Below are 26,784 nucleotides of genomic sequence, written 5' to 3'. Positions count from 1 at the left end.
ATGTATATTGCCAGATAGATAGTCTAATAACATTTTATTTAGAATAAATATATAGTGAGCATACTATATATTAATACAAGCTAGTTATAAATCTCAGTGAGTGGGATTTAACTATATAAATTTTAAGGAGGAAGTAACATGTTAAACTTTGTAAGGTTTGTTTGGGCAGTATTGATGGCATTTTATTACTATGTATTTATTAAAGACTATAAGCAGGTAAAGGCATCGGGTGGGCTTGATGAGGTTAGTATAGCAAAAGTGGGTGTTGTGGGATTTATAACTAATTTCTTTGATACTTTAGGAATAGGTTCCTTTGCACCAACAGTAGCATTTAATAAGTTCTTGAAAATGGGCGTAAGAGATAAGGATTTACCAGGGTTATTAAATGTTGGAGATACTTTACCAGTTATGTGTGAAGCGGTAATATTTACTACAGTTATAGATGTTGAGCCAGTAACATTAGTAACAATGTTAGCAGCATCTGCAGTAGGTTCTTGGCTAGGAGCTGGTATAATATCTAAACTAGATGAAATTAAAATACAAAAAATCATGGGAATTGCTTTATTAGTAACAGGTGTTTTAATGACTTTAAGTGCATTGAATTTAATGCCTGGTGGTGGCGAAGCTATAGGTCTTACGGGAATAAAATTAGTTATAGGTATTGTAGGTAACTTTATACTTGGAGCATTAATGACGGCAGGTATAGGGCTTTATGCACCTTGTATGGCTTTGGTTTACTTCCTAGGTATGTCTCCAGCAGTTGCTTTCCCAATAATGATGGGGTCATGTGCTACATTAATGCCAGTATGTTCAGTTAAGTTTATTAAAGAAGGAGCACATCCTAGAAAAGCAGCTTTATTACTTGGATTATTTGGAGCTATAGGAGTATTTATTGCTGCATATATAGTTAAATCATTGCCACTTAATATACTAAGATGGTTAGTAATTGCAGTTATATTCTATACTTCCATATCTATGTTAAATTCATCATATAAGAGAAAAAACTCTGAAGATAATAATAGTATAGAAAATAATAAAAATGATAAATAAAATAATAACGATTGTATAGAGAAAAATAAGAAAAATTGCAAAATGTATATAAGAATGAACAAAAAAATTGCAAAATGAGATAAAACTAATGTTAAATATATACCATACTTTCTACGTATGGTATATATTTTTTGTAATAAAAAAGCATTATAGAAAAATGTGAAAATTTTGTTGAATAGTTGAGATTAATTAACTATAATGAAAATAGGTAAGTAGATAAGTTGTAAAAAGTAGTCGATAAATGACTGAAAATTTACATTTTTACGGTGATGGTATTCACACTCTATATATACATTTTATTGTCAATTAATTAACGTTAAGAAGTAAATATAGATGCTGAAACCGTTTTTTTATCTGTTTATCATAGATTAATTCAATAAATATATTATAAATATTTATTTTAATAATGATTTTAGGGGGACAGGCAAATGAAATTTTCAAGAAGTATTCAAGCAATTGATTCTCATACTATGGGAGAACCAACAAGAATAGTTACAGGAGGAATTCCTAATATAAAAGGAAACACTATGGCTGAGAAAAAAGCGTACTTAGAAGAAAACTTAGATCATTTAAGAACAGCTATAATGTTAGAACCAAGAGGACATAATGATATGTTTGGATCAATAATAACTCAACCTTGTGATCCAACTGCTGATTTCGGTATCATATTCATGGACGGTGGAGGATACCTAAACATGTGTGGACATGGTTCAATAGGTGCTATAACTGTTGCTATAGAAACAGGAATGGTAGATATGGTAGAGCCAGTTACTCATGTTAAAATGGAAGCTCCAGCAGGAATGATAGAAGCAGAAGCTAAAATAGTTGATGGAAAAGTTAGAGAAGTATCTTTTGTAAATGTACCTGCATTTTTATATAAAAGAGACTGTGAAATAGAAATGGCTCCATATGGAAAGATAAAATTTGATATATCATTTGGAGGAAGTTTCTTTGCAATAGTTCATGCAAAACAATTTGGTGTTAAAGTTGAGGCTAAAAATACTCAATTATTAAATAACATAGGTATGGAAATGATGGAAATAGTTAACAGAGAAATACAAGTACAACATCCAACTCTAGACCACATAAAAACAGTTGATTTAGTTGAAATATATGATGATCCTACTCATCCAGAAGCAACTTACAAAAACGTTGTTATATTTGGTCAAGGTCAAGTAGATAGATCTCCATGTGGAACTGGTACAAGTGCTAAACTTGCTACTTTATATGCAAAAGGAGAAATAAAAGAAGGAGAAAACTTTGTATACGAAAGTATATTAGGAACTCTATTCAAAGGTAAGATAGTAGGTCTTGATAAAGTTGGTGAATTTGATGCAGTAAGACCTGAAATAACTGCGGCAGCTTATATAACAGGGTTCAATCATTTTGTTATAGATGATGAAGATCCAGTTAAATATGGTTTTATATTAAAATAGCATCTAATCCAATAACTTAATATTAAGATTTCAACTATAAATATAATAATCACAAAAGAGAAATAGGGGGAATCATATTATGGTTAATATTATTAGGGTGGTTTGGGCAGTTTTAATGTCTGTATATGGATACTTCTTCATAAAAGATTACAGACAAGTATCTGCAGCAGGTGAATTAGATGATGTAAGTATAGGAAAAGCAGGTTTTATAGGTTTTCTTACAAATTTCCTTGATACATTAGGTATAGGTTCATTTGCACCAACAGTTGCATTAAACAAGTTTATGAAAATGGGAGTTAGAGATAAAGAACTTCCAGGATTATTAAATGTTGCTGATACTCTTCCAGTTATGGTTGAAGCAGTAATAATGACTACAGTTATAGAAGTTGAACCAGTAACATTAATATCTATGCTTGCAGCAGCAGCTTTAGGTTCATATCTTGGAGCTGGTGTAATAGCTAAAATGGATGAATTAAAAGTCCAAAAGGTTATGGGTCTTGCATTATTAATAACTGCTGTAGTTATGGTATTTAAACAATTAGGCTTAATTCAAGGTGGTGGAGACGCTATAGGATTAACAGGAATAAGATTAGTTATAGGTGTAGTAGGTAACTTTATACTTGGGGCTTTAATGTCTGCTGGTATAGGTTTATATGCACCATGTATGGCGTTAGTTTATTTCCTAGGAATGTCTCCACAAGTTGCATTCCCAATAATGATGGGATCTTGTGCAACATTAATGCCAGTAGGATCAGTTAAATTCATAAAAGAAGGTGCTTATCCAAGAAAAGCAGCCTTAATAATAGGTTTAACTGGAGCAGTAGGTGTATATATCGCTGCAACATTTGTTAGTAATTTACCAATGAATATATTAACTTGGTTGGTTATAGGTGTTATATTCTATACTTCTGCATCTATGTTAATTGCTGCTAACAAAGCTAGTAAAAAAATGGAAGCATAATAATAATTAAGTAATTACAATGTATTTAAATAAGGATATGCCACGATTTATCGTGGCATATTTTTTTTATTTTTTAAAAAAAATATACTAATATAAACTTTATGGAATTAAGCTGTATCAATGTATACAAAGTTGTTTAAAAAATTTTTATATTTTAAAATATATTTATGTAAATATTAATAAATTGATTGAATATTTTTTAACAAATTAATATAATAAAAAGGTAAACGTTTGACAGTTGAAAAAGCATTGTTGAACTGTATATTTTACTAAAAATAAAATATAAATTTTAGGGGGAATTAACCAATGTTATTAGCATTAAGAGGAATTCTATTATCTTTAATGGGTGTTTATTATTACACATTTTTTAAAGATTATAGACAAGTAAAGGAAGCAGGAGAATTAGATAATCCTTCTGTGGTAAAAATTGGAGCCTTAGGATTGATAACTAACTTCTTTGATGCATTAGGTATCGGCTCATTTGCAATTATAGTAGCAGCAAACAAATTCTTTAAAATAGGCATAAGAGATAAAGAACTTCCAGGGTTCTTAAATGTTGGATGTTGTTTACCAGTTATGTGTGAAGCATTTATATTTACTACAGTTATTCAGGTAGATCCTGTAACATTGTTCTCTATGTTGATAGCTGCAGCTGTAGGTTCATATATAGGAGCAGGTGTAATAGCTAAGATGGATGAAGCAAAAATCCAATTAGTAATGGGATTAGCTCTTTTAGCTACTGCAGTATTAATGTTTTGTAGTAAAATGGGATACATGCCAGGAGGTGGAGATGCAATAGGACTTTCTGGAGCAAAACTTGTTATAGGTGTTGTGGGTAACGCAGTTCTTGGAGCATTAATGACAGCTGGTGTTGGACTGTTTGCACCATGTATGGCATTAACTTATTTCCTAGGATTATCTCCACAAGTTACATTTCCAATAATGATGGGATCTTGTGCAATGTTACAACCAGTATCTTCTGTTAAGTTTATAAAAGAAGGAGCTTATCCAAGAAAAGCTTCATTAATAGTAGGCTTATGTGGGGCAGTTGGTGTATTTGTAGCAGCATTTATAGTTAAATCATTACCAATAGAAACTTTAAAATGGATTGTAATGGCAGTTTTAGTTTATACTGGAGCTAGTATGATAGCTGGTGCAATGAAAAATCTAAAGAAAGAATCTAAAGTTGTTACAGAATAATTTATAAATAAATTTATTATTTATTATATTAAGAGGTTGAATCAATGATTCAACCTCATTTTAATTTTCAAGGTATTAACTGAACAAAAGTAGTGTTTAAAGTAAATTATTTGTTAAGATAAACTATCGTTTTGAATAGTATATAAGCTATAGAAATAGCCTTTTTGATTTAATAAATCATTGAAATTACCCTTCTCGAGAATCTTTCCATTTTTCATAACAATAATTTCATCGTAATTAATTAAAATACTTTTGATTAACTTATGAGTGACTGTTATTAAAGTTAAATCATTTAAGTCTAAAAGAGATTTCTCCAAGTTATAAGCTGTTTCATTATCTAGGGCAGAAGTAGATTCATCTAAAATCAGTATTTGTGTATTATTTATTAAAGCTCTTGCAATAGCAATTCTTTGCTTCTCGCCACCTGATAATTTATTACCATTTTCACCAACTAAAGAATTAATTCCTTTAGGTAATCTATCAATCAATTTACTTAATCCAGATCTTTCGCATGAACTTAAAATTTCATCATCAGTATGATTAGAATAAAGTCTTATATTTTCTTTTATACTATCATCAAACATGAATACATTTTGTTGAATCATAGATATATTTTTATACAAGTCAGAGCTATAAATATTTTTTAAATCATTATCATCAATAATGATTTTTCCTTCATAATCACTATAATATCTCATAAGAAGTTTTATTAAAGTACTTTTGCCAGAGCCACTTTCACCTACAATAGCATATTTCTTATTCTTATTTATATTTAAACTAATATTATCTAAGGCTTTTATATCTTTACTATAAGAAAAATCAAGATTTCTAATTTCTATTGAGTTTGTAAAATTATCTAACTTAGTATTTTCAAAGCTATCTTTAGTATCTTCTAAAATATTTTCTATTTTATCTGCTATAAGTGATACAGATCTAATTTGATTTATTAATGAAATACTTAATTTTACAGGTCCAACAATATGAGTGCTTAACTGAATAATTATTATAGCAGTACCAACAGTGATACTTTTTTTATACATAAGATACCCTCCAATAAGAAGAACACCTAGATAAATTGTAACACTAAAGGATAAAGAAAATCCCCTAATTATTGCTTCTAAAACAGAGTACTTTCTTTTAGAAGTTTCCACATTATTTGATGCAGTACTAAAAATCTCATTTATCTTATTACTTATATTAAACCCCTTAATTACTTCAAATCCAGAAAATAAATCTTTTGTAATAGAAGTGATCTGTTCTAAATTTTCGGAGTAATCATTTTTTTGAACAACTAATTTTCTTGATAAAGCATTTGGTATAATAAATCCTAAAACTCCAAAGATAGAAATAAAAATTACTATACTTGGGCTAATTGAAAATAAGACAACTAAAGAAATTGCGAAAGATATGATGCATGATATAACTTGAAATAAATTATTAAAGAAGCTGTCTTCAATAATTTTTATATCATTATATAAGATTGAAATATATTTTCCACTGTTATCTAAAGAGAAGTCCTTTATATCTTTATTTATTACTTTAGAAAAAATGTCTGTTCTTAAATAATTTACAGTATTTTTAATATAAGATGACATAACAAGACCGTCTATATATTCTGTTAAAAACATAATTATTATTAGAAATATACTGGCTATAGTAATAGTTGCAAACTTACTACTGTCACCACTTGCAAATATATCTACTATAAATCCCATTAGAAAATCAAAGCAAATACTTGCTAGAGCAACTAAAGAGATGGTTATTATTCTATATAAAAATTGATATTTATATTTTAATGTATATTGCCATAGAGTTTTCATATTACCTCCTTGAAATGTTAATATGATTAATTTAAATGCTTCAAGATTTATTATACATGTATTTTGTTGAATTAAGTGAGAAAGATTTATTGAAGTGTTTAAATATATTAACTATAATGGATTTAGATATTTAAATTTACAAATAATAGAATTGTAATAATTACTGTAAATATTGAAAAGGGGATAAAAAGTATGAACTTAAATAATAGATTAGATATAATTCAATCACAAAAGCTTGTTATGACAACTCAATTAAAACAATCCCTAGATATTTTAAACATGAGTAATTTAGAATTAGAAGATGAAATAAAAAGAGAATCAGAAGAAAATCCAGTCTTAGAAATTGAAAATAAGGGAGATGTAGATTGGGAGGAGTTTGCTAAAAATATTGATAACAAAAGTTACAATATAAAAAGCTATGACCTAGATAATGATTTTACTTTAGAAAATCTAGCAAGATATGAAAGTAATTTATATGATTATGTTAAAGAACAGTTATCATTTTTAAAACTAAGTAATAAAGAAAAGGAAGTTTGTGAGTACATTGTTGATTGCTTAGATAAAGATGGATACTTGGGAGCAGATGAAGAATTCATACTTGAAGAGTTACATATAGATAATAATTATTTTGAGGCGTGTTTAAAAAATATCCAGCAACTAGAACCTAGTGGAATAGGAGCTAGAAGTCTTAGTGAGTGCTTGTTAATTCAAATGAAAAACAAAAATATAAACGATGATATTTTAAAGTCTATTATAATTGAAGATTTAAATTTAATAGGAAAAAATAAAATAAAATTTATTAGCAAAAAATATGATATATGCATTGAAGAGTGTGTAGAGTATATTGAACAAATTAAAGAATTTGATCCTAAGCCAGGAAGATTATGTAGCAGTGAAAAAACAGTTTATATTCAACCAGATGTCACTGTAAGAAAAATTGATGGAGAATTTATTGTTTATATGAATGATAATGCTAATTTTCATTTATGCATAAATAATTATTATAAAAGTGTACTAAGTAGTCCTGCATCTGATGAAAATGCTAAAGAGTTTATAAAAAATAAACTTAACCATGCTCTTAATCTTTTGAAAAATATTGAAACCAGAAAAAGCACCATTTTAAAAATAGCAGAAGTAATAGTAAGAGAGCAAAAAGAGTTTTTTATTAAGGGAGCTAAGAACATTAAGCCAATGAGATTGAAAGATATAGCCTTAGATCTCGGATATCATGAGTCTACTATTAGTAGAGGCATTAATGGTAAATACATGTTAACTCCTTTTGGTTTATTTGAGTTTAAATACTTCTTTAGTACAGCAATTCAAAGTGAAGAAGAAGAAGGCACATCAAGTACTAAAATTAAAAATATGATAAAAGAATTTATAAATAAAGAAAACAAATTAAAGCCTTTAAGTGATGATAAAATATGTAAATTATTGAAAGGTGAAGGAATAACAGTAGCCAGAAGAACAGTGGCAAAATATAGAGAAGAAATGAATATCTTATCTTCATCTAAAAGAAAACAATTTGTTAAATAGACGAATAGGAGGCAATATATGAAGGAATTAATGGACTTATTTATTGCATTTGCAAGGGTTGGTGTACTAACATTTGGAGGTGGATATGCCATGCTTCCAATTTTACAAAGAGAAATTGTAGAAAAAAATGATTGGGCAACTGATGAAGAGCTTATGGATTACTATGCCATAGGACAGTGTACTCCAGGCGTAATAGCTGTAAATACAGCAACATTTATAGGACAGAAGAAAAAAGGTATAGTAGGAGGTATTGTGGCAACGTTAGGTGTTGTAATGCCATCTTTTATCATAATAACAGCGATTGCAGCCTTTATAAGTAATTTTTCTGACTTAGCAATAGTAAAAAATGCATTTGCGGGAGTTAGAGTATGCGTTTGTGTACTTATATTTAATGCTGTAGTTAAACTGTGGAAAAGTTCCGTAGTTGATAAGGCTACTCTGATTATTTTTACTGGTGTATTTTTAGGTTCTGTATTTACAGACTTATCACCAATATTATTTGTGGTTATTACTGCTATAGCAGGTATAATAGTGAAAAATATGGAGGTGAAGCATCAATGATTTATCTTCAGTTATTTTTTGAATTTTTTAAAACTGGGCTATTTGCAGTAGGTGGAGGAATGGCGACTCTTCCTTTTCTTTATGATATGGCAGACAAAACAGGTTGGTTTACATCAGGACAACTTGCAGATATGATAGCAGTTTCTGAATCAACACCAGGACCAATAGGTGTAAATATGGCTACATATGTAGGATTTACAACAGCGGGAGTATGGGGAGCTATAATAGCAACTTTAGGACTTGTAACACCATCGATTATAATTATTATAATAATATCTTATTTCTTAAAGTCCTTTAGAGAAAACAAATATGTTGATGCAGCGTTTTATGGTCTTCGCCCAGCATCTACAGGGCTTATTGCAGCTGCAGGTATGACTGTAGTTACAATAACATTATTTCAAATGGACTTATTTAAAAGTAGTGGAAAAATATTAGATTTATTTAATTGGAAATCTTTAATTTTAGCAGTAATAATTTATGTGTTATCAAATAATGTAAAACAAACTAAAAAACTTCACCCAGTATTCTTTATAGCAGGATCTGCTATAGTAGGGATAATATTTGGATTTGCAGGTGTATAAAATTATTATAAAGGAGCAATAAAAAATTATTGCTCCTTTATAATACCTTAAATATTCAAAAATAATTTTAATCTCTAAGGAATGGGTATAATATTTTTAAGCATAAGAGAATGAGTAAATAGGAGAATAAAATGAAATATAATAAAATGATAAAAGCTAAATTTATAGAGAGACCTAATAGATTTGTAGCTTATTGCGATATAAATGGGGAAGTTGAAAAAATTCATGTGAAAAATACAGGTAAATGTAAAGAGTTGTTAGTTCCTGGATATGAAGTGTATTTAGAAGAAAGTAATAATCCTGATAGAGCAACAAAATATTCCTTAATAGCTGTTAAAAAAGGTGATAGACTAATTAATATGGACTCGCAAGTAACAAATAAAATGGTTTATGAAGCTTTAAAAGACAAATCATTAATATTACCAGGATTTGATGAAGAAATAACTTTAATAAAACCAGAAAAAACATACGGCAATTCTAGATTTGATGTTTATGTAGAAGGAAAAACTAAAAAAGCATTTATAGAAGTTAAGGGGTGTACACTAGAAATAGATGGAGTAGTAAAGTTTCCAGATGCAAAAACAGAAAGAGGAGTAAAGCATGTTAAAGAGCTAATAAGAGCTAAGGAGGAAGGGTATTTAGCGTACATAATTCTTGTTATTCAAATGGAAGATGTACTTTATTTCACTCCTAATGTGGATATGCACAAAGAATTTGGAGATGCATTGAAAGAAGCAGACGAAAAAGGAGTTAAAGTTTTAGCTTATGATTCAAAAGTAGAAATCGATAATATAATACTTAATAACCCTGTAAAAGTAATATTATAAAAAAGAAGGTAATTCTACTGAAATAGATGGATATTACAACAATATAATTGATAAATTTACTAAATAAAGTTAAGATGCTATTGTAGAGCAAAATATTTTGAAAATAATTAAAAAATACTGATAAAATATTGTATAAATCTGTAAGTATTTGAAATTTTAATGGTATAATATAAAAAAGTAAGATTATTAGGTGAAAGGATGTAGAACAATGACTAAAGAATTATCTATGCAAGAGCTGCTAGACCAACAAGACCAACTACTTAGTTCAATAAAAGTTGGAGAGACTATAGCAGGAACTATTACTAAAATAAATAATGATGAAGTAACTGTAGGACTTAATATAGGTTTTGACGGAGTAATTCCAGTAAGTGAATTAAACTTACAAAAAAATCAAGAAGTTTCTGATGTATATAAAGTTGGAGATGAAATATCTGCTGTTATAACTAAAGTATCAGAAAAAGACTGTACATTAAAATTATCTAAATTAAGATTAGATATGGTAACTGATAAAAAAGAATTAGAGCAAGCACATTCTGAACATAAAATATTAACTGTAAATGTAGTAAAAACTATACAAAGAGGGGTATTTGCTGCATACAAATCAGTTGAAATATTTATACCAATATCTCAATTAAATACTAAATTTGTAAATGATACAAAAGAATACCAAGATGCTAATTTAGAAGTTTATCTAATAGAATTCAACGAAAAAGCTAATAAGATAGTAGGTTCACATAGAGAAGTATTACAAGAGCGTTTAGATCAAGAAAGAAAAGCTAGAAAAGAAAGAATTCAAGCTGAAAGAGAAGAACAAAGACAAAAAGCAAGAGAAGAAAGAGCAGCCGAAAAAGCTAGAGTTAAAGCAGAGAAAGAAGCTTTAGTGGATTCTTTAGAAGTTGGACAAAAAAGACACGGTAAAGTAACTAATATAGTAAGTTACGGAGCTTTCATCGATTTAGGTGGAGTTGAAGGTTTAGCTCACATAAACAACTTATCTTGGAAGAGAGTAGAATCTGTAGAAGATATGTTACAATCTGGACAAGAAGTTGATGTTTATGTATTAGATGTAAACAAAGAAACGGGGAGAATAGGATTAGCATTAAAAGACATAAATAACGATCCATGGGATTTAATAGCTAAAGAAGTAAATGTTGACGATATAATAACTGGTAAAGTTGTTAGAATAATAGACAAGGGCGCTTTTGTTGAAATAAAAGAAGGTGTTGAAGCATACTTACCAATATCTCACTTAAAAGAGGAAAGAGTTGCAAATGTAAGTAGTGTTGTAAATCCTGGAGATGAAATAACAGTTAGAGTATTAACTTTTGATCCATATCACAAGAGAATGTCTGTATCTATAAAAGACGTTAATAAAGAGCCAGAAGAAGATTACAGTGAATTCTTAAATAAAGAAGAAGATTTAGGATCAACTATAGGTGATTTATTAAAAGGAAAGTTAGATAATCAATAATGATAAACACACTTAAGCCATATTGCAAAAGCTATATGGCTTTTAACATATGATAAATTTTGCAATAAAGGAGAAGACGTAAATGAAGGGTATAATTGATTTACACACCCATGCTCTATCTAGTGGGCATGCATATAGTACAGTAAAAGAAAACATAGAATATGCTAAGATTAATGGATTAAAATACTATGGTTTATCTGATCATGGTATAAATATGCCAGGTGGGCCGCATTTATTTTATTTTCAAAATTTAAAAGTATTACCTAAGGAAATAGACGGTATTAGAATTCTTAAAGGAATGGAAGCTAATGTTATAGATTATGATGGAAATATTGATGTGGAAATTGATAAATATATAAAAGGACTAGATTATATAATAGCAAGTCTTCATACAGTATGTCTGGAGCCTGGGACAAAAGAAGAAAATACTAGAGCAACATTAAATGCAATGGATCATGAATTAGTAAAGATTATAGGGCATCCAGATGATGGAAGATATTCATTGAACTATGAAGCTATTGTTAAAAAAGCAAAGGAAAAGAATATATTATTAGAAGTGAATAATTCATCCTTAAATCCAGGTTCATTTAGACCGAATGCTCGTGAAAATTATATAGAGCTACTTAATTTGTGCAAAGAACATCAGGTAAGAATTATTTTAGGAAGCGATGCTCATATTTGTTATCAAGTTGGTATTTTTGATAATGCAAAAAAACTACTTGAAGATGTTGATTTCCCAAAAGAATTAGTTATTAATTATCATGAAGAAGAGATATTAGAATTTTTTCAATTATAAAATTAAAATTTAGATTTTAACGAAAACCATGCTATAAATTAGTATGGTTTTTATTTTGAAACTTTACATGTAAATAAAAGTAAAAAGATACAAAACAATACAAAAAATAGTCGAAAAATGTTATAATATAAAGTGATTTTGATAATTAATATTATGAGGGAGTTATGGGAATGAATCAAAAGAAAGTATATAGTACGATTGGGATTATACTTTAATACACAATGGAAAAGAATATACACAACAGTATTTATCAAAAGCTAATCATAGTGAGCATCAAACTGGTTTAGCAGTAGATATTTCTTCAAAATCAATAGCATATCAATTAATACCGGAATTTGAAACAACGAAGGAAGGTAAATGGTTAGAAGAAAATTCACATAACTATGGATTTATATTAAGGTATAAAAAAGATAGAGTAGAAGATATGGGCTATGGTTTTGAACCATGGCACTTTAGATATGTAGGATATGATGTAGCAAAATATATTTATGAGAATGATTTAATACTTGAAGATTTATATAAATAATTTTAGACATTTAATTAAAAAGCATCTAAATAAAAAGATGCTTTTTAATTTAAATTGAATTTTTATATTTTAATTTTTACTTTCTACTATAAATCTTGTACTGGATCTAGGAGCAAATCCTCCATGTAGGTATTTTTTATTTTTAAGTATAAACTTAATAAAAAAGAACATTCCTATTATAAATAATACTGAGCCAAATGATAAAGAAACAAAGGCATCTGTATTAGTGATTGGAGCAGTATTAGTAGGTGCATGAATATCTAGTTGAGGTAAAAATGCAACTAAATTGTTAAAAAAATGAACAGTCATTGGAATTAGTATATTTTTATATTTTATGTATAAAATACAGCAAGCAATGCCAAAAATAAAAGCACCAATGACAGCTAATTCAATATGTAAAAGTCCAAATACCAAAGAAGAAATGACCATTCCTATGTATATATTAAACTTTCTGCTAACCCTTTTGAATATAATGGCTCTAAAAAATAATTCTTCCATAATAGGAGCACCAACAACAGTAATTAGCATGGATATAAATAAACCGCTATAAGTAGAAACTTCTGATACAGAAGACTCAGATAGAAGTTCATTTAACATATTTGGAAAAGCAAAATAAACAATGCCAATTGATAATAAACTAATACCCATGGAAAGACATAGTTGAGTAGCAACAACGCTACATAGTTCTTTTATATTTACTTTTTTAAAATAATCTTTAATCATTAATAGTAACTTATTCTTATTAACCCTAAATTTGTATAAAAGTACAAGGATAAATAAAGTTGTAGATATTAAAGACAATAAATTATCATTGTCGATTAAATTAATATCATTAGTAAAGTAAATAATAAAAGCTCCTAAAATTACAATGATCATAGTGAAAATATACCAAAATACGGCTGGTATAATCTTAACTTCGTTAAATTCTTTTGTAAAATCTAACATATTATTCCTCCTAATATTTATATAATAATAATTCATAATAAATTCATACTAACACTATATAATTATTTATTATAAAAAATGTGAAAAATACACAAAATCAATATAAACATAAAAATATAGTATCAGAAACATTGACAAAATACCTTATTAATTTTACTATTCTATATAAGTCATTTTATAGCTTTATAACATTATATTTAATGTTTAAGACATATATGATGGGTATATATAGTAATAAATACAGAATAATTATTTAGGAGATATCTTATGAAAGAGAAAAAACCTCAAAAAAAATCATGGTTATATTATTATGGGATAATACTTCTTTTACTAGTAGCGCTTAATTCTTTTATATTTCCATCGCTATATAATATGAGCGGTCAAGTAGAAGAAGTGGACTATGGAACATTCCTTACAATGGTGGATGAAGGAAAAGTAAACCAAGTAGATATTGAAGGTTCAAAGCAAATAACTTTTAAAACAAAAGCAGATAAGGATAAGATTTATATAACTGGGCAAGTAAATGACTCTGATTTAGTGGAGCGTTTATATAAAGCAAATGTTAAATTTGGTAAAAGTATACCAAAAGAAGACTCACCAATTGTAGAGTTTATTCTTTACTGGGTGTTACCAACGATCTTAATGATTGCCTTATTAAACTTCATGATGAGAAAAATGACTAATAGGATGGGTGGAAGAGGCGGCCCTATGCAGTTTGGTAAAAGTAATGCCAAAATATACGTAGAAGCACAAACAGGCAAAACTTTTGCAGATGTGGCAGGGCAAGATGAAGCAAAAGAGTCATTAACTGAGATAGTTGACTTCCTTCACAACCCTAAAAAGTACGAAGAAATAGGTGCATCAATGCCAAAAGGAGCACTACTTGTAGGACCTCCAGGTACAGGTAAAACTTTACTTGCAAAAGCAGTTGCAGGAGAAGCAAAAGTACCATTCTTCTCAATCTCAGGATCTGAGTTTGTTGAGATGTTTGTTGGTATGGGTGCTGCAAAAGTTAGAGATTTATTTAAGCAAGCTCAAGAAAAAGCTCCATGTATAGTGTTTATAGATGAGATAGACACTATAGGTAAAAAACGTGATGGTGGAGGAATGGGTGGTAATGATGAGAGAGAACAAACTCTTAACCAATTACTTGCTGAGATGGATGGATTTGATGGTAAAAAAGGTGTTGTAATACTTGCAGCAACTAATAGACCAGAATCTCTAGATAAAGCTCTACTTAGACCAGGTCGTTTTGACAGAAGAGTACCAGTGGAACTTCCAGACTTAAAAGGTCGTGAAGATATACTAAAAGTTCATGCTAAAAGCGTTAAGATGGACGAAGATGTTGACTTTAATGGAATAGCAAGAGCAACTGCTGGAGCTAGTGGTGCAGAACTTGCAAACATAGTAAATGAAGCAGCGCTTAGAGCTGTTAGACTTGGAAGACACAAAGCTACTCAAGCGGATTTAGAAGAATCTGTAGAAGTAATAATAGCAGGATACCAAAGAAAAGCAGCTGTAATTTCTCCAAGAGAAAAGAAAATAGTAGCTTATCACGAAATAGGTCATGCATTAGTTGCAGCTAAGCAAACAGAATCTGCACCAGTGCATAAGATTACGATTATCCCTCGTACATCTGGGGCTCTAGGATACACTATGCAAGTTGAAGAAGGCGAAAGAGTACTTATGTCTAAGGAAGAAGCTTTCAACAAAGTAGCAACATTTACAGGCGGTCGTGCTGCGGAAGAAATAATATTCAATTCTTTCACAACAGGTGCGTCTAATGATATAGAACAAGCAACAAAAATAGCAAGAGCTATGGTTACTCGTTACGGTATGAGTGAAGAGTTTGATATGATGGCTCTTGAAACAATAAACAATCAATATTTAGGTGGAGATGCATCACTTATGTGTTCACCAGAAGCATCTGCTAAGATTGATAAAGAAGTATTAAGTATAATAAAATCTGCTCATGAAAAAGCTAGAAAAATACTAGAAGAGAACATGGATAAATTACACGAGCTTTCAGACTTCTTATTAGAAAAAGAAACTATTACAGGTGCAGAATTTATGGAAATATTAAATGGAAAATCTGCAGACGAAGTTAAAGAAGAACATGATGCTAAGGAAGTAGCTAAGAAAGAAGCAGAAAGACTTGAACTTGAAGCAATAAAAGAACAAGAAAAAAGAGTACAGGATCAACAAAAACGTATAGAAGAAGAACTTGAAAGAGTAGATGGAAATATTGAAGTAGATGATATTAAGACTACTGAAGATGAAGATAAGTAGATTTAATATTAGGAAAGATTTTTAGCACCAATGTAAAAGTTGGTGCTTTTTTATGTTTAAATACCTTCCATGAAAGGGGGGAACAAAAATGTTACTACCTTTATACAATGTTCTCTAAATGTGTTCCAAGTCAAAAAAATTCCTTACATGCGTGTATACACGTGCATATATCGTATTTTATTCATATAAAAATAGATAAAATTATACAAAATATGGTTATTTTTCTTCAATAGAGGTACAATCTATTTATAGGAAATAATAGATAATTAAATTAAAATTTGAAAAAATATAAATTAGAAATATAATATAGATTTTTATGGAGGACATAATGAATAAATTAAAAGATTTAAAATTGAAAAATCAACTTATAATATCAACATACATAATGATTTTTCTTTTATTTATACTAAAACCAACACTAATACCTAACTTATTTAGCAAGTTTATAATAGCATTTAAGCCATTTATAATGGGTGGAGTAATTGCCTTTTTAATAAATTTACCAATGAAGCTTATAGAAGAAAAAATTGTTAAGCATTTATGCAAAAAAAATAAAAAGTTATCAAAGATGTCAAGGGTTATATCGCTAGCATGTACACTTGTAATAGTAGTAATTTTAATGTGGGTATTTATTAGCTATATAGTTCCTCACCTAGCAGATAGCTTAAGATCTTTAACTAATGATATACCTAACTATATAAGCAGCTTGCAAAATGAGATAATGAGTAAAGTAAATGATTTAGATATGTTAAAAAATACATCTTTTGATATACAATCTATGATACAAAAATTCTTAGCTTTTGTTCAGAATATTATTAATATGTTTATTTCTAATGTATTTAATTTCACTATAGGAATAACAAACTTCTTTATGAATTTATTCTTGGGAATCATAATATCTATGTATATTTTACTTAGTAAAGAAAAATTAATTTTACAATTTAAAAAGTTTATATATGCCTTTTTGAATGGGAAAAAATGTGAAAGAATAATGTACATTTTAAAACTAACAAATAATAAGTTCTCTAAATTCATATTAGGCCAATCAATGGATGGATTAATACTTGGAACAGCATTCTTTATAGTCTTTTCCTTAGTTAAAATACCTTTTGCACTATTAATAAGCATAATGATACCTATTTTAAACTTCATTCCTATATTTGGTACTTATGTAGGGATTGCTATCTCAGCGTTTATAATTTTGATGGTAAAACCAACATCAGTGTTATTGTTTTTAGTCTTAGTATTTACAATTCAACAATTAGATGGAAAATTTGTTTATCCTTTTGTAGTAGGAAATTCTTTAGGTCTTTCTCCTTTATGGGTATTACTAGCTATTGTTGTAGGAGGAAATTTATTTGGAGTAATTGGTATGGTACTTGGGATGCCCATTACTAGCGTAGTTTATGAGTTATCATCAAAAGCAATAAATGAAAGAATTAAGAATAAAGATATTACATTTAAAAAGATTGAATAAATATAAATTTATATACAAAATGAATTTTTTTGTTGACAAATATTATCAAAATGCATAGTATAAATATTAATTAAAATAATCATAAAATTAAAAAAAGGAAATATAATAATTTATAATATTATTTTTTAAAATATGGTTATAATAATAATTAATTTATTTTAATAATTAAGAAAGGAGGCAAAATTATGAGCAAAAAACTATTCATACCAGGACCAATAGATGTAAATGAAGATGTTTTAGCACAAATGGCAAAACAAGTTATAAGCCATAGAGGAAGTGAAGCATCAGCTTTACAAGAAGCTATAACTGAAAAACTTCAAGATTTATTCTATACAAAAAATAATATCTTATTATCAACATCCTCCGGTAGCGGCCTAATGGAAGGCTCCATTCGCTCCTGTACTTTAAAGAGAGCAGCAGTACTATCTTGTGGTTCCTTTGGTGACAGATGGTATAAAATGGGCGTATTAAATGGTGTTCCAGCGGATTTATTTAAAGTCGAATTAGGAAAAGCTATTGAGCCAGAAATGGTTGATAAGGTATTATCTACGAATAAATATGATACGGTCATGGTAACTCATAATGAGACCTCAACCGGAATAGCTAATCCAATAAAAGAAATTGGAGAGGTAATTAAAAAATACGATAATATTATTTATTGTGTAGATGCTGTTAGTTCAGCAGGTGGTATGAAAATTGAAGTAGATGAATCAAACATAGATATTTGTTTAACTTCAGTGCAAAAAGCTTTGGGCTTACCACCAGGAATGTCTCTTTGCACCTTCTCAGAAAAGGCAAAGAAGAGAGCAGAAAAAGTACCTAATCGGGGTTATTATTTTGATTTACTCGCCATCTATGAGTACATCCAGAATAAAAATTATCAATACCCTTCAACACCTTCCCTTTCACATATGTTCGCTTTAAATTTCCAACTGAAAAAAATCTTAAATGAAGGCCTAGATAATAGATTTAATCGTCATGAAGAAATGGCAAATCTAGTTAGAGACTGGGCACAGGAACACTTCCAAATTTTTACCGATGTAAATTATTTGTCTAATACCCTTACCGTTATCAAGAATACACAAGGAATCAGTGTATCAAATCTCAATAAAAAATTACAGGAAAGAGGCTTTTTAATAGCCAATGGATATGGAGACCTTAAAGAGAAAACATTTAGAATTTCTCACATGGGCGATTATACAGTAAAAGATGTAAATGAATTATTAATTAATATTAATGAAATTTTAGGATTTTAATATTAGAAAATTTAATTTGCGTCATTTGTTGTACAAAGTTTTAATTTAAAAATTTTAGTTTGAATATTAAGAAAGTTCTTGATATTTATATGAGATAGAAATTATAAGGGTAAAAACTGGAGGTAAATACTATGTGTAAGATATTAGTAACAGATGGAATGAACAGAAATGCTGTTAATAACTTGAGAAAGTTTAATATAGATGTTGAACATAAATTTTACGATGAGATGGAACTTGGGGAAAAATTAAAAGATAAAGATGTGCTAGTTATTCGTTCAAAAAATGTAATAACAAAAGAAATTATAGATAAAGCATGTGAAGGAAACACTCTAAAATTAATAATTAGAAGTGGTGTTGGCCTTGATAACATAAATGTTGAATATGCAAATAAAAAGGGAATCAAAGTTTTCAATACGCCTAATGCTAGCACAAGATCTGTTGCAGAACTTACAATAGGTCAAATAATAACTTTATCAAGATTTATAAATATTTCAAATATAACTATGAGAGATGGGCAGTGGAACAAAACAAAATATGTTGGTACAGAGATATTTGGTAAAACTCTTGGAATTATAGGTCTTGGAAGAATAGGAAAAACTGTTGCTAAAATGGCTCATGATTTAGGAATGAATATAATTTATTACGATATACTTGGGGAGATGAACTCTTGTAAAGATTATACTTTCTGCAATTTTGAAGAAGTATTAAAAAATGCAGACTTTTTAACTATTCATATTCCTTTAGAAAGAAATCAGGGATATTTAATAGGGAGAAAAGAGTTCAATATGATGAAAGATAGAGTTTACTTTATAAATCATGCTAGAGGTGGACTAGTTTGTGAAAAAGCTTTAATAGAAGCATTAGAAAATGGAAAAGTTGAAGCTACTGCTCTGGATGTTTATGAAGAAGAACCAAAAGTTAACTTAGAACTAGTTAATCATCCAATGGTTTCTCCAACGCCACACCTTGGGGCTTCAACAGTGGAAGCACAAGAAAGAATAGGCAAGGAAATAGTAAAAATAATATATAACTTTTTAGTAGAAGAAGAAATAATTGATGATATGAAAATAGCACTATAAGAATAAATATAAATTAACAAATAAATTTTAGCGAAGCAAATTTTGAACAACGGAATTATCTGAAGTGGTAGCGAAGATAATTCGTTGGCGATATGAGCGAAGCGAATTTGGGGGAGGAAGAACAATGGCAAATATAAAGCCTTTTAAAGCAGTAAGACCTGCAAATGAATATGTAAATATGGTGGCAGAACTACCTTATGACGTGATGAATAGGGAAGAAGCAAAGAAAATAGCAAAGGATAATAAGTATTCTTATTTACACATAGATAGAGCAGAAATAGACTTAGATGATAATGTAAATGAGAACGATGAACAAGTATATATAAAAGCTAAAGAAAATTTAGATACGTTTATGAAGAAAAATGTATTTGTAAGAGATAATAAAGATGCAATTTACATTTATAGAGAAATAGTAAATGATAGAGCACAAACTGGTATAGTAGCTTGCGTGGCAATTGATGACAATATAAATGGAATAGTAAAAAAACATGAATATACCAAGCCGGACAAAGAGTTAGATAGAACTAATCATATAAAATACTGTAATGCAAATACAGGAACTGTACTTTTAACTTATAAAAACCAGGAAGAAATAGAAAAAATAATAGATTATTATGTTTATTTTATGACACCAATATATGATTTTAAAACAGATGATGATGTTATTCATACTATTTGGAAAGTGGAAAAGGAAAGAGATATTAATGATCTAGTAAATGAATTTGCAAAGGTAGAAAATCTTTATATAGCTGACGGTCATCATAGGTGTGCAGCAGCAGAAAATATAGCATTAGAAGAAAGAATAAAAAATCCAAATTATACTGGAGAAGAAGAATTTAACTACTATACAGCAATGATAGCTCCACATACTGATTTAAAACTAATGGATTATAATAGAGTTGTAAAAGACTTAAATGGCTTTACTGAAGATGAATTTTTAAATAAAATAAAAGAAAAATTTATTGTTAAGGAAGCAAAAAAAAACTATAAGCCAACGCGTAAGGGACAAGTTGGAATGTATTTAAATAATAAATGGTATGAAATAGAATTTGGCAAAGAATATTTACAAGATAGAGACATAGTTGAAACTTTAGATATTTCTATTTTACAAAATCATATATTAGATGAAATTTTAGGTATTAAAAATCCTAGAGCTGATGAAAGAATAGATTTTATTGGTGGAATAAGAGGACCAAAAGAAATAGAAAGAAGAGTAGACGATGATATGAAAGTTGGTTTTTTAATGTATCCAACTAATATAGATGAATTAATTTCAGTGGCAGATGAGAATAAAATTATGCCAGCTAAATCTACTTGGTTTGAACCAAAGGTAAGATGTGGACTTTTCTTACATGAATTAAATTAATATAAAATTTAATAAAAAAAGCCAGAAGTATAGTTACTTCTGGTTTTTTTGTTATAGAAAGGTCTATTATATACCTTTTAAAATGGTTTAGAAGATAAAAAATATTTAATAATAAAATAAAATTTTTATTGCTAAAGTCAAAAAGCTAAGCTACTATTAAATTATAAAGTACTTTATATAATGAGGTAGTACATAAAGGGAGGTTAATAAGTTTGTGAATTTAAATAAAGAATTATTAAAAGGTCATATTGACACTTTGATTTTATCAATACTAAACCAAGAAGATTCTTATGGATATGAAATTGCTAAAATAGTCAAGGATGAGACCACATTTGAATTGAAAGAAAGTACCATGTATGTTTCATTAAAAAGGTTAGAATCGAAAGGATTAATAAAGTCTTATTGGGGTGATAATCAAGATTCAGGAGGAAGAAGAAAGTATTACAATATAACAGAAGATGGAAAAGAAGACTTGGATATAAAAGTTGAAGAATGGAATTTTATACAAGAAGTTATGAATAAATTTTTAAATAAGGGGAAATAAATTATGAAAATCATAGAGGGATATTTAGATAGATTGTATAAAAATGATGATAGTAAAGATGCAAAAGAGATAAAGGAAGAGATAAAAGAACATTTGATAACTTCTGCCAAAGAATATATTAATCAAGGGTATTCAGAAAATGAAGCACAAAATAAAGCAATTGAACAATTTGATGGGGGTAATGATGAAGAAGCATCTGTTGAATTACGCTCCATATATACGAAGAAAATAGATGTAAAAAAAGAAAGATTAAAGAAATTAGCAAGTTTAAGATTAAAGATACTTAATGCTTTTGGTTGGTTTTTTGGTGCAGCATGTTTGGTTGCTTATAACAGTTTTTATAACAAAGTACCTACTTGGTTAATGGCAGTATTAACAATATTAATAAGTATAGTAATTATTTTAAGTATTATAATTGTAACTTTAAAGAGAACGATGGAAGACTAATTAATAGTTGGGTGTTAGATAAAATTTCATGGGGGGATATATATGAACGACAAATCATCATTAAAAGAAAGTATAAATAGTACAGAAGAATTAAATTTAAATAAAAAAATGAAGTTATTTAAAGATACTAAATGGATATCATTTGGAACTTATATAATGACTGTTGAGTGTTATGTTTCTCATAAAGGTGTGGTAAGCTATGTGCCTATGATAAATATAATGAGTTATGAAGAGACTAGTACAGTCAAAGCATCATATAATGGGGAAAGTTACTATATAGAAAATAAAGAATTATGTAAGAACGTATCTATAGGTGATAAGATAATAGTTACTATTAAATACTCTTATGATAAAGATGACAATCTAATATATATGAATGTTCACCATAGTCATCCTTATCCACTAACTGATATTTAAATATATAGAAAATTTAACAGATTATGAATATAAATAAGCACTTAATTTTAAAAATATTGTATAAAAAGGCCTCCTATAAAATAAGTTAATATTTTCATAGAAGGCTTTTATAATTTTTATTTTATTAAATCATTTTTATCAGTGGAAGTAGCACATTCCACTGAAGACAGTTTTTTATTTCTAAATGGTTCTAAAAAGCTTTCTTTATTAAACATAAATAATCCAGCTAAAATAATCATACCACCTAAAAGAGTAGCCTTATCAGGAACTTCTCCCATCATTACAAATCCTAAGATTGTAGTCAAAAATGGTGTAACAAACATATAATTGCTTACATAAGTAGTTTTTTCTGCTATGGAAATGGCCTTTGCCCAGGCAATATAAGCAAGAGCAGAAGAAAATATTCCAAGAATTAAAACATATATTATATGTTCAATTGGAGCATGTAAAGTAGGTCCTACAGATGAAGGTAAGAACACACATAAAAATAAAGTTCCAATAAAAATGCTATAAGTACTAGCCTCTAAAGCTGTATATTTCTTTGTTAATTTTCTTTGTAGTAAATTATAAGTAGCAAGACAAAGTGCAGCTAGTAATAGCCACAAGATACCTTCATTAATAGATAAGGTACCGTTCATTAAGGTTAATACTAAGATTCCTATAAACTCAATTCCGATGGCAAACCATTGATACATTTTTAGTTTTTCCTTATAAAAGAATGATGCCAAAAAGGCTGTAAAGACAGGAACCATGGCGATTACAATACTAGCAGTAGCTGAAGTTACAAGTCCTGTACCTTTTGTAAATAGAATTACATAGATAAAAAATCCAATACATCCAGAAAGTATATAGGTAAGAAAGTCTTCTTTCTTAGGCTTATTAATTTTCATAAAATAAATAATTACAATTAAAGTTAATGATGCTGATAAATATCTTAGAAAACTTAAAGTATACACATCAAAGTATTGAAGAGCTAGCCTAGTAAAAACAAAAGCCATTGCCCAAAATATTATTGTTATAAGTGCATAAAAATGATAGTTTTTCTTCATAATATTTTCCCTCCTATAGTTTTATTTTCAATTAGTAAAATATATCAATAAGTGAATTATAACAGTTGTAAGTCTCTTATAGCAACGTAAAATAAATGATAATTAAGAAGAATTAGTGTATAATTTAATTAGAAGATAAAACTGTAAAAGAGAAATATAATTGGGGGGATAATATGGTTCAAACTATAATAAGAGTGGGAAGTCTTATATTATTATTTATAATAGTAACTAATATTTGGGCACAAAAAAGAGCAAGAGATGAAGAACAAAATAAAAATAGCAAAAAGAAATAGTAATCAGACATTATAGCATCTTTGAAAAAAGGTGCTTTTTTAGATGTACAGTTAATTAGGTGTAAGAAATCTTAATAGGAAAAGGTGAATTCTATGAAAAATTTAATTAAGAAATATATAGTAGATTATGTGAGAGAATATGAAAAAAGATATGATATAAGCACAACGTGGAGAGAACCTTTAGTTGGCTTTGCTGATGCTAATCATAAAGATATCTCTCGCATAAGAGAGTATACTTTTGAAGAACATTTAATGCCTAGTGATATATTAGATGATCCAACTATTATTATTGCTTATTTTGTTCCTTTTACTAAAGATATAGCTCATTCTAATATTGATGGAGAGTTAGCATCAGAAAAATGGACTTTAACTTATCAAGAAACTAATGAAATGTTTATTAAATTAAATGATTACCTTATTAAAAAAATAGAAGAAATGGGATGCTGTGCAGCCGTATGTAATGTAGCTAGTGATTTTAAAACAGATATATTAAAAAGTAAATGGTCTCATAGACATATGGCAAAGATAGCTGGCCTTGGAACTTTTGGAATTAATAATATGTTAATTACTAAAGAAGGATGTTGTGGAAGATATTTTACCATAGTTACAAACTTACAGGTAAGTCCAGATAAACCATTAGAAGAAGAAAATTGTTTGTACAAAAGAAATAAAAGTTGTTTAGTATGTGTAAAGCGTTGCTTCAGTGGAGCATTAAATGCGAATAATTATGATAGATTTAAATGTTATGAAACTTGTATGAAAAGTTTTGATAAGTATGAAAAATTATATGGAAATAGAGAAGTGGAAAAAGGTAAGCCAAGAGGAGGAAGCCAGGTTTGTGGTAAATGTGTAGTAAATTTACCATGTTCATTTAAACAACCTTAAATATATTTTTTTACACGAAAAAGAGCTAAGCCGCCTTAGCTCTTTTTCTGGTACATTTTTTAGGGTTTTATTTTATCATCAAATTGTGAGTTGATTACAAATTAAGATTGAGGGTTATTTTCACCACTCGCAACTCTTTCTTCCCAGAAAGTAGCTCCTTTTATTCCAAGAGGTGTAGGGTCAAAGTTTATATCATCTCTAGGAATTCCAAGTTTCATTTGTCTTTCATAATCTTTAAAGCATTTAATAACTGTATTAGATAGAAGAACTATAGCGACTAAGTTTAACCATGCCATAAGTCCTACGCCAATATCACCCATTGCCCATGCAAGACCTGCACTCTTCATACATCCAAATGCAGTCATAGCTAATAATACAAATCTCAATACATTAATTGCAACTTTACTACCTTCACCTTTTTTAACTTTTTTAACCAAATAAGTTAAGTTAACTTCTGCTATATAATAATAAGCCATTAAAGTAGTAAATGCAAAGAAGAATAATGCTATGGCAACGAAAGCAGAACCAAATCCAGGAACTAAGGTATCTACAGCATTTTGAGTATAAGCTGGGCCTATTTCTGGAATACCCAATTGAGGCATATTTTTAACAATTGCTTTGCCTGTAGCTTCATAATAAGTGTTGTAGCAACCAGTCATCATAATCATAAATCCTGTTGCTGAACAAACAAATAATGTGTCAACGTAAACAGAGAAAGCTTGAACGAAACCTTGTTTTGCAGGATGCGATACTTCAGCGGCTGAAGATGCTTGTGGTCCAGTACCTTGACCAGCTTCGTTTGAGTAAACGCTACGTTTTACACCCCAAGCTATTGTAGAACCGATTATACCACCAAACGTTGCCTCTGCACCAAATGCAGACTTGAATATTAAAACTAATATACCTGGTAAATCAGCTATATTAACTGCAATAATAATAAGTGCCATTAAGATATATGCTCCACCCATAAAAGGAACGATAAATTCTGCAGCAGAACCTATTCTTTTTATTCCACCAAAGATTATAAGAGCAAGAAATACAACTAATATAACAGCTGTAATATTAACATTAAGACCAAAAGCATTGTTTACAGATATTGCAATTGAGTTAGCTTGAACACCAGGAAGTAATATTCCTATAGCGATAAGTGTAACAACTGCAAACGTTATCCCGTAGATTTTAGAAAATGTAGTGCTTCCAAATCCCTTTTCGATATAGTAAGCAGGTCCTCCACGATATTCACCCTCGTGCTCCTCTTTATATAACTGACCTAAAGTTGATTCGGCAAAAGCTGATCCTGCACCAAGGAATGCTGCAAGCCACATCCAAAATAGTGCTCCAGGACCTCCCCAAGCTATAGCTGTAGCGACGCCGGCAATATTACCAGTTCCTATACGACCAGCAAGAGCTGTACAAAATCCTTGGAATGAGGATATACCTTGTTCTGATTTTTTACCTCCAAATAATAAAGCAACCATTTCTTTAATATTTCTAATCTGCGAGAATCTAGTTCTAATGCTAAAATAAATACCAACACCAAGACAAGTCCATACAAGTGCTACACTCCAAACTACAGAGTTAATACTATTGACTATGTTTTCCATAAAATTCCCTCCTTATAAAATAATAAATTATATAAAAAGAATAATATATAAATATTTCTTTAGTAAATTATAGTCTGTAAATACTATTTAATAGTGTTAAGAATGCGTTACTTTATGTTAAAGTAAATTAACATAAATATGCAAAATTAACATAAATAATTGTAACTAATTATGCTATAAAACTTAATTACTTTAAAAATATTACTATGTTTGTGATATAATAGTTAATCAGAGTTAATAATTAAAGATAAGTAAATAAAAATTTTGAGCGAAGTAAATTTTAAGCAACAGATATGTCTGAAGTGAAGCGAAGGCACATTGTTGGCGATATGAACGAAGTGAATTTTAAATATAGATTGAGCAGGTGA

At 28.8% G+C, this 26,784-nt stretch carries 24 protein-coding genes; 20 read left to right on the top strand and 4 right to left on the bottom strand.

All coding sequences use genetic code 11. The features are described 5' to 3' along the window. Positions 1-138: 138 nt before the first annotated feature. The 4 genes from K0039_RS16565 (at position 139) to K0039_RS16550 (ending at position 4,647) form a co-directional block, all read left to right on the top strand. A complete protein-coding gene (locus tag K0039_RS16565) occupies positions 139-1,050 on the top strand; it encodes a sulfite exporter TauE/SafE family protein (protein WP_228106183.1) in 912 nt (303 codons plus the stop codon). 428 nt (positions 1,051-1,478) lie between these two features. Continuing rightward, entirely contained in the window at positions 1,479-2,486 is a 1,008-nt protein-coding gene (locus tag K0039_RS16560; RefSeq protein WP_228106182.1) for a proline racemase, read from the top strand. A gap of 79 nt (positions 2,487-2,565) precedes the next feature. Then, positions 2,566-3,447 carry a sulfite exporter TauE/SafE family protein gene (locus K0039_RS16555; RefSeq protein ID WP_228106181.1) on the top strand — a complete coding sequence of 294 codons (882 nt, stop codon included), beginning with the start codon at positions 2,566-2,568 and terminating at the stop codon, positions 3,445-3,447. A gap of 306 nt (positions 3,448-3,753) precedes the next feature. Next, positions 3,754-4,647, top strand: a complete 894-nt coding sequence (locus K0039_RS16550) for a sulfite exporter TauE/SafE family protein (RefSeq protein WP_228106180.1) — start codon at positions 3,754-3,756, stop codon at positions 4,645-4,647. Between the two features lie 113 nt (positions 4,648-4,760). Here K0039_RS16550 and K0039_RS16545 read toward each other — a convergent pair whose 3' ends face one another. Continuing rightward, the gene (locus K0039_RS16545) at positions 4,761-6,467 is read right to left on the bottom strand and encodes an ABC transporter ATP-binding protein (RefSeq protein ID WP_228106179.1); all 1,707 of its coding nucleotides are present in this window, start codon (positions 6,465-6,467) and stop codon (positions 4,761-4,763) included. A 192-nt stretch (positions 6,468-6,659) separates the two neighbouring features. Between K0039_RS16545 and rpoN the strand changes: the two genes are divergently transcribed. From rpoN to K0039_RS16510, 7 genes are all read left to right on the top strand, one after another. Next, positions 6,660-8,003, top strand: a complete 1,344-nt coding sequence (gene rpoN, locus K0039_RS16540) for an RNA polymerase factor sigma-54 (protein WP_228106178.1) — start codon at positions 6,660-6,662, stop codon at positions 8,001-8,003. Positions 8,004-8,021: 18 nt separating this feature from the next. Next, positions 8,022-8,564, top strand: a complete 543-nt coding sequence (locus K0039_RS16535; RefSeq protein ID WP_228106177.1) for a chromate transporter — start codon at positions 8,022-8,024, stop codon at positions 8,562-8,564. Then, positions 8,561-9,145 carry a chromate transporter gene (locus tag K0039_RS16530; RefSeq protein ID WP_228106176.1) on the top strand — a complete coding sequence of 195 codons (585 nt, stop codon included), beginning with the start codon at positions 8,561-8,563 and terminating at the stop codon, positions 9,143-9,145. The genes K0039_RS16535 and K0039_RS16530 overlap by 4 nt, the downstream gene beginning before the upstream one ends. A 131-nt stretch (positions 9,146-9,276) precedes the next feature. Continuing rightward, on the top strand, positions 9,277-9,972 hold the full coding sequence (sfsA, locus tag K0039_RS16525) for a DNA/RNA nuclease SfsA (protein WP_228106175.1): 696 nt from the start codon (positions 9,277-9,279) through the stop codon (positions 9,970-9,972). 208 nt (positions 9,973-10,180) lie between these two features. Next, complete coding sequence (locus K0039_RS16520) at positions 10,181-11,443, top strand: 30S ribosomal protein S1 (RefSeq protein WP_228106174.1); 1,263 nt, start codon at positions 10,181-10,183, stop codon at positions 11,441-11,443. 82 nt (positions 11,444-11,525) lie between these two features. Continuing rightward, positions 11,526-12,239 (top strand): phosphatase, encoded by a 714-nt coding sequence (locus K0039_RS16515; RefSeq protein ID WP_228106173.1) that lies wholly within the window; start codon positions 11,526-11,528, stop codon positions 12,237-12,239. A gap of 214 nt (positions 12,240-12,453) precedes the next feature. Beyond that, positions 12,454-12,765 carry a M15 family metallopeptidase gene (locus K0039_RS16510; protein ID WP_228106223.1) on the top strand — a complete coding sequence of 104 codons (312 nt, stop codon included), beginning with the start codon at positions 12,454-12,456 and terminating at the stop codon, positions 12,763-12,765. Positions 12,766-12,834: 69 nt separating this feature from the next. Here K0039_RS16510 and K0039_RS16505 read toward each other — a convergent pair whose 3' ends face one another. Then, the gene (locus K0039_RS16505; RefSeq protein ID WP_228106172.1) at positions 12,835-13,710 is read right to left on the bottom strand and encodes a CPBP family intramembrane glutamic endopeptidase; all 876 of its coding nucleotides are present in this window, start codon (positions 13,708-13,710) and stop codon (positions 12,835-12,837) included. Between the two features lie 267 nt (positions 13,711-13,977). Here K0039_RS16505 and ftsH point away from each other — a divergent pair, with 267 nt between their 5' ends. The 8 genes from ftsH to K0039_RS16465 all read left to right on the top strand — a co-directional run bounded on the left by ftsH (position 13,978) and on the right by K0039_RS16465 (position 22,585). Then, entirely contained in the window at positions 13,978-15,999 is a 2,022-nt protein-coding gene (ftsH, locus tag K0039_RS16500) for an ATP-dependent zinc metalloprotease FtsH (protein ID WP_228106171.1), read from the top strand. A gap of 328 nt (positions 16,000-16,327) precedes the next feature. Beyond that, positions 16,328-17,476, top strand: coding sequence for an AI-2E family transporter (locus K0039_RS16495; RefSeq protein WP_228106170.1), 1,149 nt, complete (start codon positions 16,328-16,330; stop codon positions 17,474-17,476). Positions 17,477-17,661: 185 nt separating this feature from the next. After that, the gene (locus K0039_RS16490; protein ID WP_228106169.1) at positions 17,662-18,732 is read left to right on the top strand and encodes a pyridoxal-phosphate-dependent aminotransferase family protein; all 1,071 of its coding nucleotides are present in this window, start codon (positions 17,662-17,664) and stop codon (positions 18,730-18,732) included. A gap of 131 nt (positions 18,733-18,863) precedes the next feature. Then, positions 18,864-19,811 carry a D-2-hydroxyacid dehydrogenase gene (locus tag K0039_RS16485; RefSeq protein WP_228106168.1) on the top strand — a complete coding sequence of 316 codons (948 nt, stop codon included), beginning with the start codon at positions 18,864-18,866 and terminating at the stop codon, positions 19,809-19,811. A 124-nt stretch (positions 19,812-19,935) separates the two neighbouring features. After that, positions 19,936-21,177, top strand: a complete 1,242-nt coding sequence (locus K0039_RS16480) for a DUF1015 domain-containing protein (RefSeq protein ID WP_228106167.1) — start codon at positions 19,936-19,938, stop codon at positions 21,175-21,177. Between the two features lie 214 nt (positions 21,178-21,391). Beyond that, positions 21,392-21,721: a PadR family transcriptional regulator gene (locus K0039_RS16475; RefSeq protein WP_228106166.1), complete on the top strand. Its 330-nt coding sequence runs from the start codon at positions 21,392-21,394 to the stop codon at positions 21,719-21,721. Between the two features lie 3 nt (positions 21,722-21,724). Further along, positions 21,725-22,168 carry a permease prefix domain 1-containing protein gene (locus K0039_RS16470; RefSeq protein WP_228106165.1) on the top strand — a complete coding sequence of 148 codons (444 nt, stop codon included), beginning with the start codon at positions 21,725-21,727 and terminating at the stop codon, positions 22,166-22,168. Positions 22,169-22,210: 42 nt separating this feature from the next. Continuing rightward, positions 22,211-22,585 carry a DNA polymerase III subunit delta gene (locus K0039_RS16465; protein ID WP_228106164.1) on the top strand — a complete coding sequence of 125 codons (375 nt, stop codon included), beginning with the start codon at positions 22,211-22,213 and terminating at the stop codon, positions 22,583-22,585. A 116-nt stretch (positions 22,586-22,701) separates the two neighbouring features. Here K0039_RS16465 and K0039_RS16460 read toward each other — a convergent pair whose 3' ends face one another. Next, a complete protein-coding gene (locus K0039_RS16460) occupies positions 22,702-23,634 on the bottom strand; it encodes a DMT family transporter (RefSeq protein ID WP_228106163.1) in 933 nt (310 codons plus the stop codon). 386 nt (positions 23,635-24,020) lie between these two features. Here K0039_RS16460 and K0039_RS16455 point away from each other — a divergent pair, with 386 nt between their 5' ends. Beyond that, complete coding sequence (locus K0039_RS16455; protein ID WP_228106162.1) at positions 24,021-24,812, top strand: epoxyqueuosine reductase; 792 nt, start codon at positions 24,021-24,023, stop codon at positions 24,810-24,812. A 101-nt stretch (positions 24,813-24,913) separates the two neighbouring features. On the opposite strand, the gene K0039_RS16450 is transcribed toward K0039_RS16455, so the two are convergent. Next, positions 24,914-26,416 (bottom strand): alanine/glycine:cation symporter family protein, encoded by a 1,503-nt coding sequence (locus tag K0039_RS16450; protein ID WP_228106161.1) that lies wholly within the window; start codon positions 26,414-26,416, stop codon positions 24,914-24,916. Positions 26,417-26,784 lie beyond the last annotated feature (368 nt).

Origin of the sequence: Terrisporobacter mayombei, from assembly GCF_020748465.1 — a bacterium.
GTDB lineage: Bacteria > Bacillota > Clostridia > Peptostreptococcales > Peptostreptococcaceae > Terrisporobacter > Terrisporobacter mayombei.
This window is presented reverse-complemented; position numbering and strand designations above follow the sequence as displayed.

Excerpts from the sequence above, each read along its gene's own strand:
- K0039_RS16565 (WP_228106183.1), top strand. The coding sequence starts at position 139 with ATGTTAAACTTTGTAAGGTTTGTTTGGGCAGTATTGATGGCATTTTAT.
- K0039_RS16560 (WP_228106182.1), top strand. The coding sequence starts at position 1,479 with ATGAAATTTTCAAGAAGTATTCAAGCAATTGATTCTCATACTATGGGA.
- K0039_RS16555 (WP_228106181.1), top strand. The coding sequence starts at position 2,566 with ATGGTTAATATTATTAGGGTGGTTTGGGCAGTTTTAATGTCTGTATAT.
- K0039_RS16550 (WP_228106180.1), top strand. The coding sequence starts at position 3,754 with ATGTTATTAGCATTAAGAGGAATTCTATTATCTTTAATGGGTGTTTAT.
- K0039_RS16545 (WP_228106179.1), bottom strand. The coding sequence starts at position 6,467 with ATGAAAACTCTATGGCAATATACATTAAAATATAAATATCAATTTTTA.
- rpoN (WP_228106178.1), top strand. The coding sequence starts at position 6,660 with ATGAACTTAAATAATAGATTAGATATAATTCAATCACAAAAGCTTGTT.
- K0039_RS16535 (WP_228106177.1), top strand. The coding sequence starts at position 8,022 with ATGAAGGAATTAATGGACTTATTTATTGCATTTGCAAGGGTTGGTGTA.
- K0039_RS16530 (WP_228106176.1), top strand. The coding sequence starts at position 8,561 with ATGATTTATCTTCAGTTATTTTTTGAATTTTTTAAAACTGGGCTATTT.
- sfsA (WP_228106175.1), top strand. The coding sequence starts at position 9,277 with ATGAAATATAATAAAATGATAAAAGCTAAATTTATAGAGAGACCTAAT.
- K0039_RS16520 (WP_228106174.1), top strand. The coding sequence starts at position 10,181 with ATGACTAAAGAATTATCTATGCAAGAGCTGCTAGACCAACAAGACCAA.
- K0039_RS16515 (WP_228106173.1), top strand. The coding sequence starts at position 11,526 with ATGAAGGGTATAATTGATTTACACACCCATGCTCTATCTAGTGGGCAT.
- K0039_RS16505 (WP_228106172.1), bottom strand. The coding sequence starts at position 13,710 with ATGTTAGATTTTACAAAAGAATTTAACGAAGTTAAGATTATACCAGCC.
- ftsH (WP_228106171.1), top strand. The coding sequence starts at position 13,978 with ATGAAAGAGAAAAAACCTCAAAAAAAATCATGGTTATATTATTATGGG.
- K0039_RS16495 (WP_228106170.1), top strand. The coding sequence starts at position 16,328 with ATGAATAAATTAAAAGATTTAAAATTGAAAAATCAACTTATAATATCA.
- K0039_RS16490 (WP_228106169.1), top strand. The coding sequence starts at position 17,662 with ATGAGCAAAAAACTATTCATACCAGGACCAATAGATGTAAATGAAGAT.
- K0039_RS16485 (WP_228106168.1), top strand. The coding sequence starts at position 18,864 with ATGTGTAAGATATTAGTAACAGATGGAATGAACAGAAATGCTGTTAAT.
- K0039_RS16480 (WP_228106167.1), top strand. The coding sequence starts at position 19,936 with ATGGCAAATATAAAGCCTTTTAAAGCAGTAAGACCTGCAAATGAATAT.
- K0039_RS16470 (WP_228106165.1), top strand. The coding sequence starts at position 21,725 with ATGAAAATCATAGAGGGATATTTAGATAGATTGTATAAAAATGATGAT.
- K0039_RS16465 (WP_228106164.1), top strand. The coding sequence starts at position 22,211 with ATGAACGACAAATCATCATTAAAAGAAAGTATAAATAGTACAGAAGAA.
- K0039_RS16460 (WP_228106163.1), bottom strand. The coding sequence starts at position 23,634 with ATGAAGAAAAACTATCATTTTTATGCACTTATAACAATAATATTTTGG.
- K0039_RS16455 (WP_228106162.1), top strand. The coding sequence starts at position 24,021 with ATGAAAAATTTAATTAAGAAATATATAGTAGATTATGTGAGAGAATAT.
- K0039_RS16450 (WP_228106161.1), bottom strand. The coding sequence starts at position 26,416 with ATGGAAAACATAGTCAATAGTATTAACTCTGTAGTTTGGAGTGTAGCA.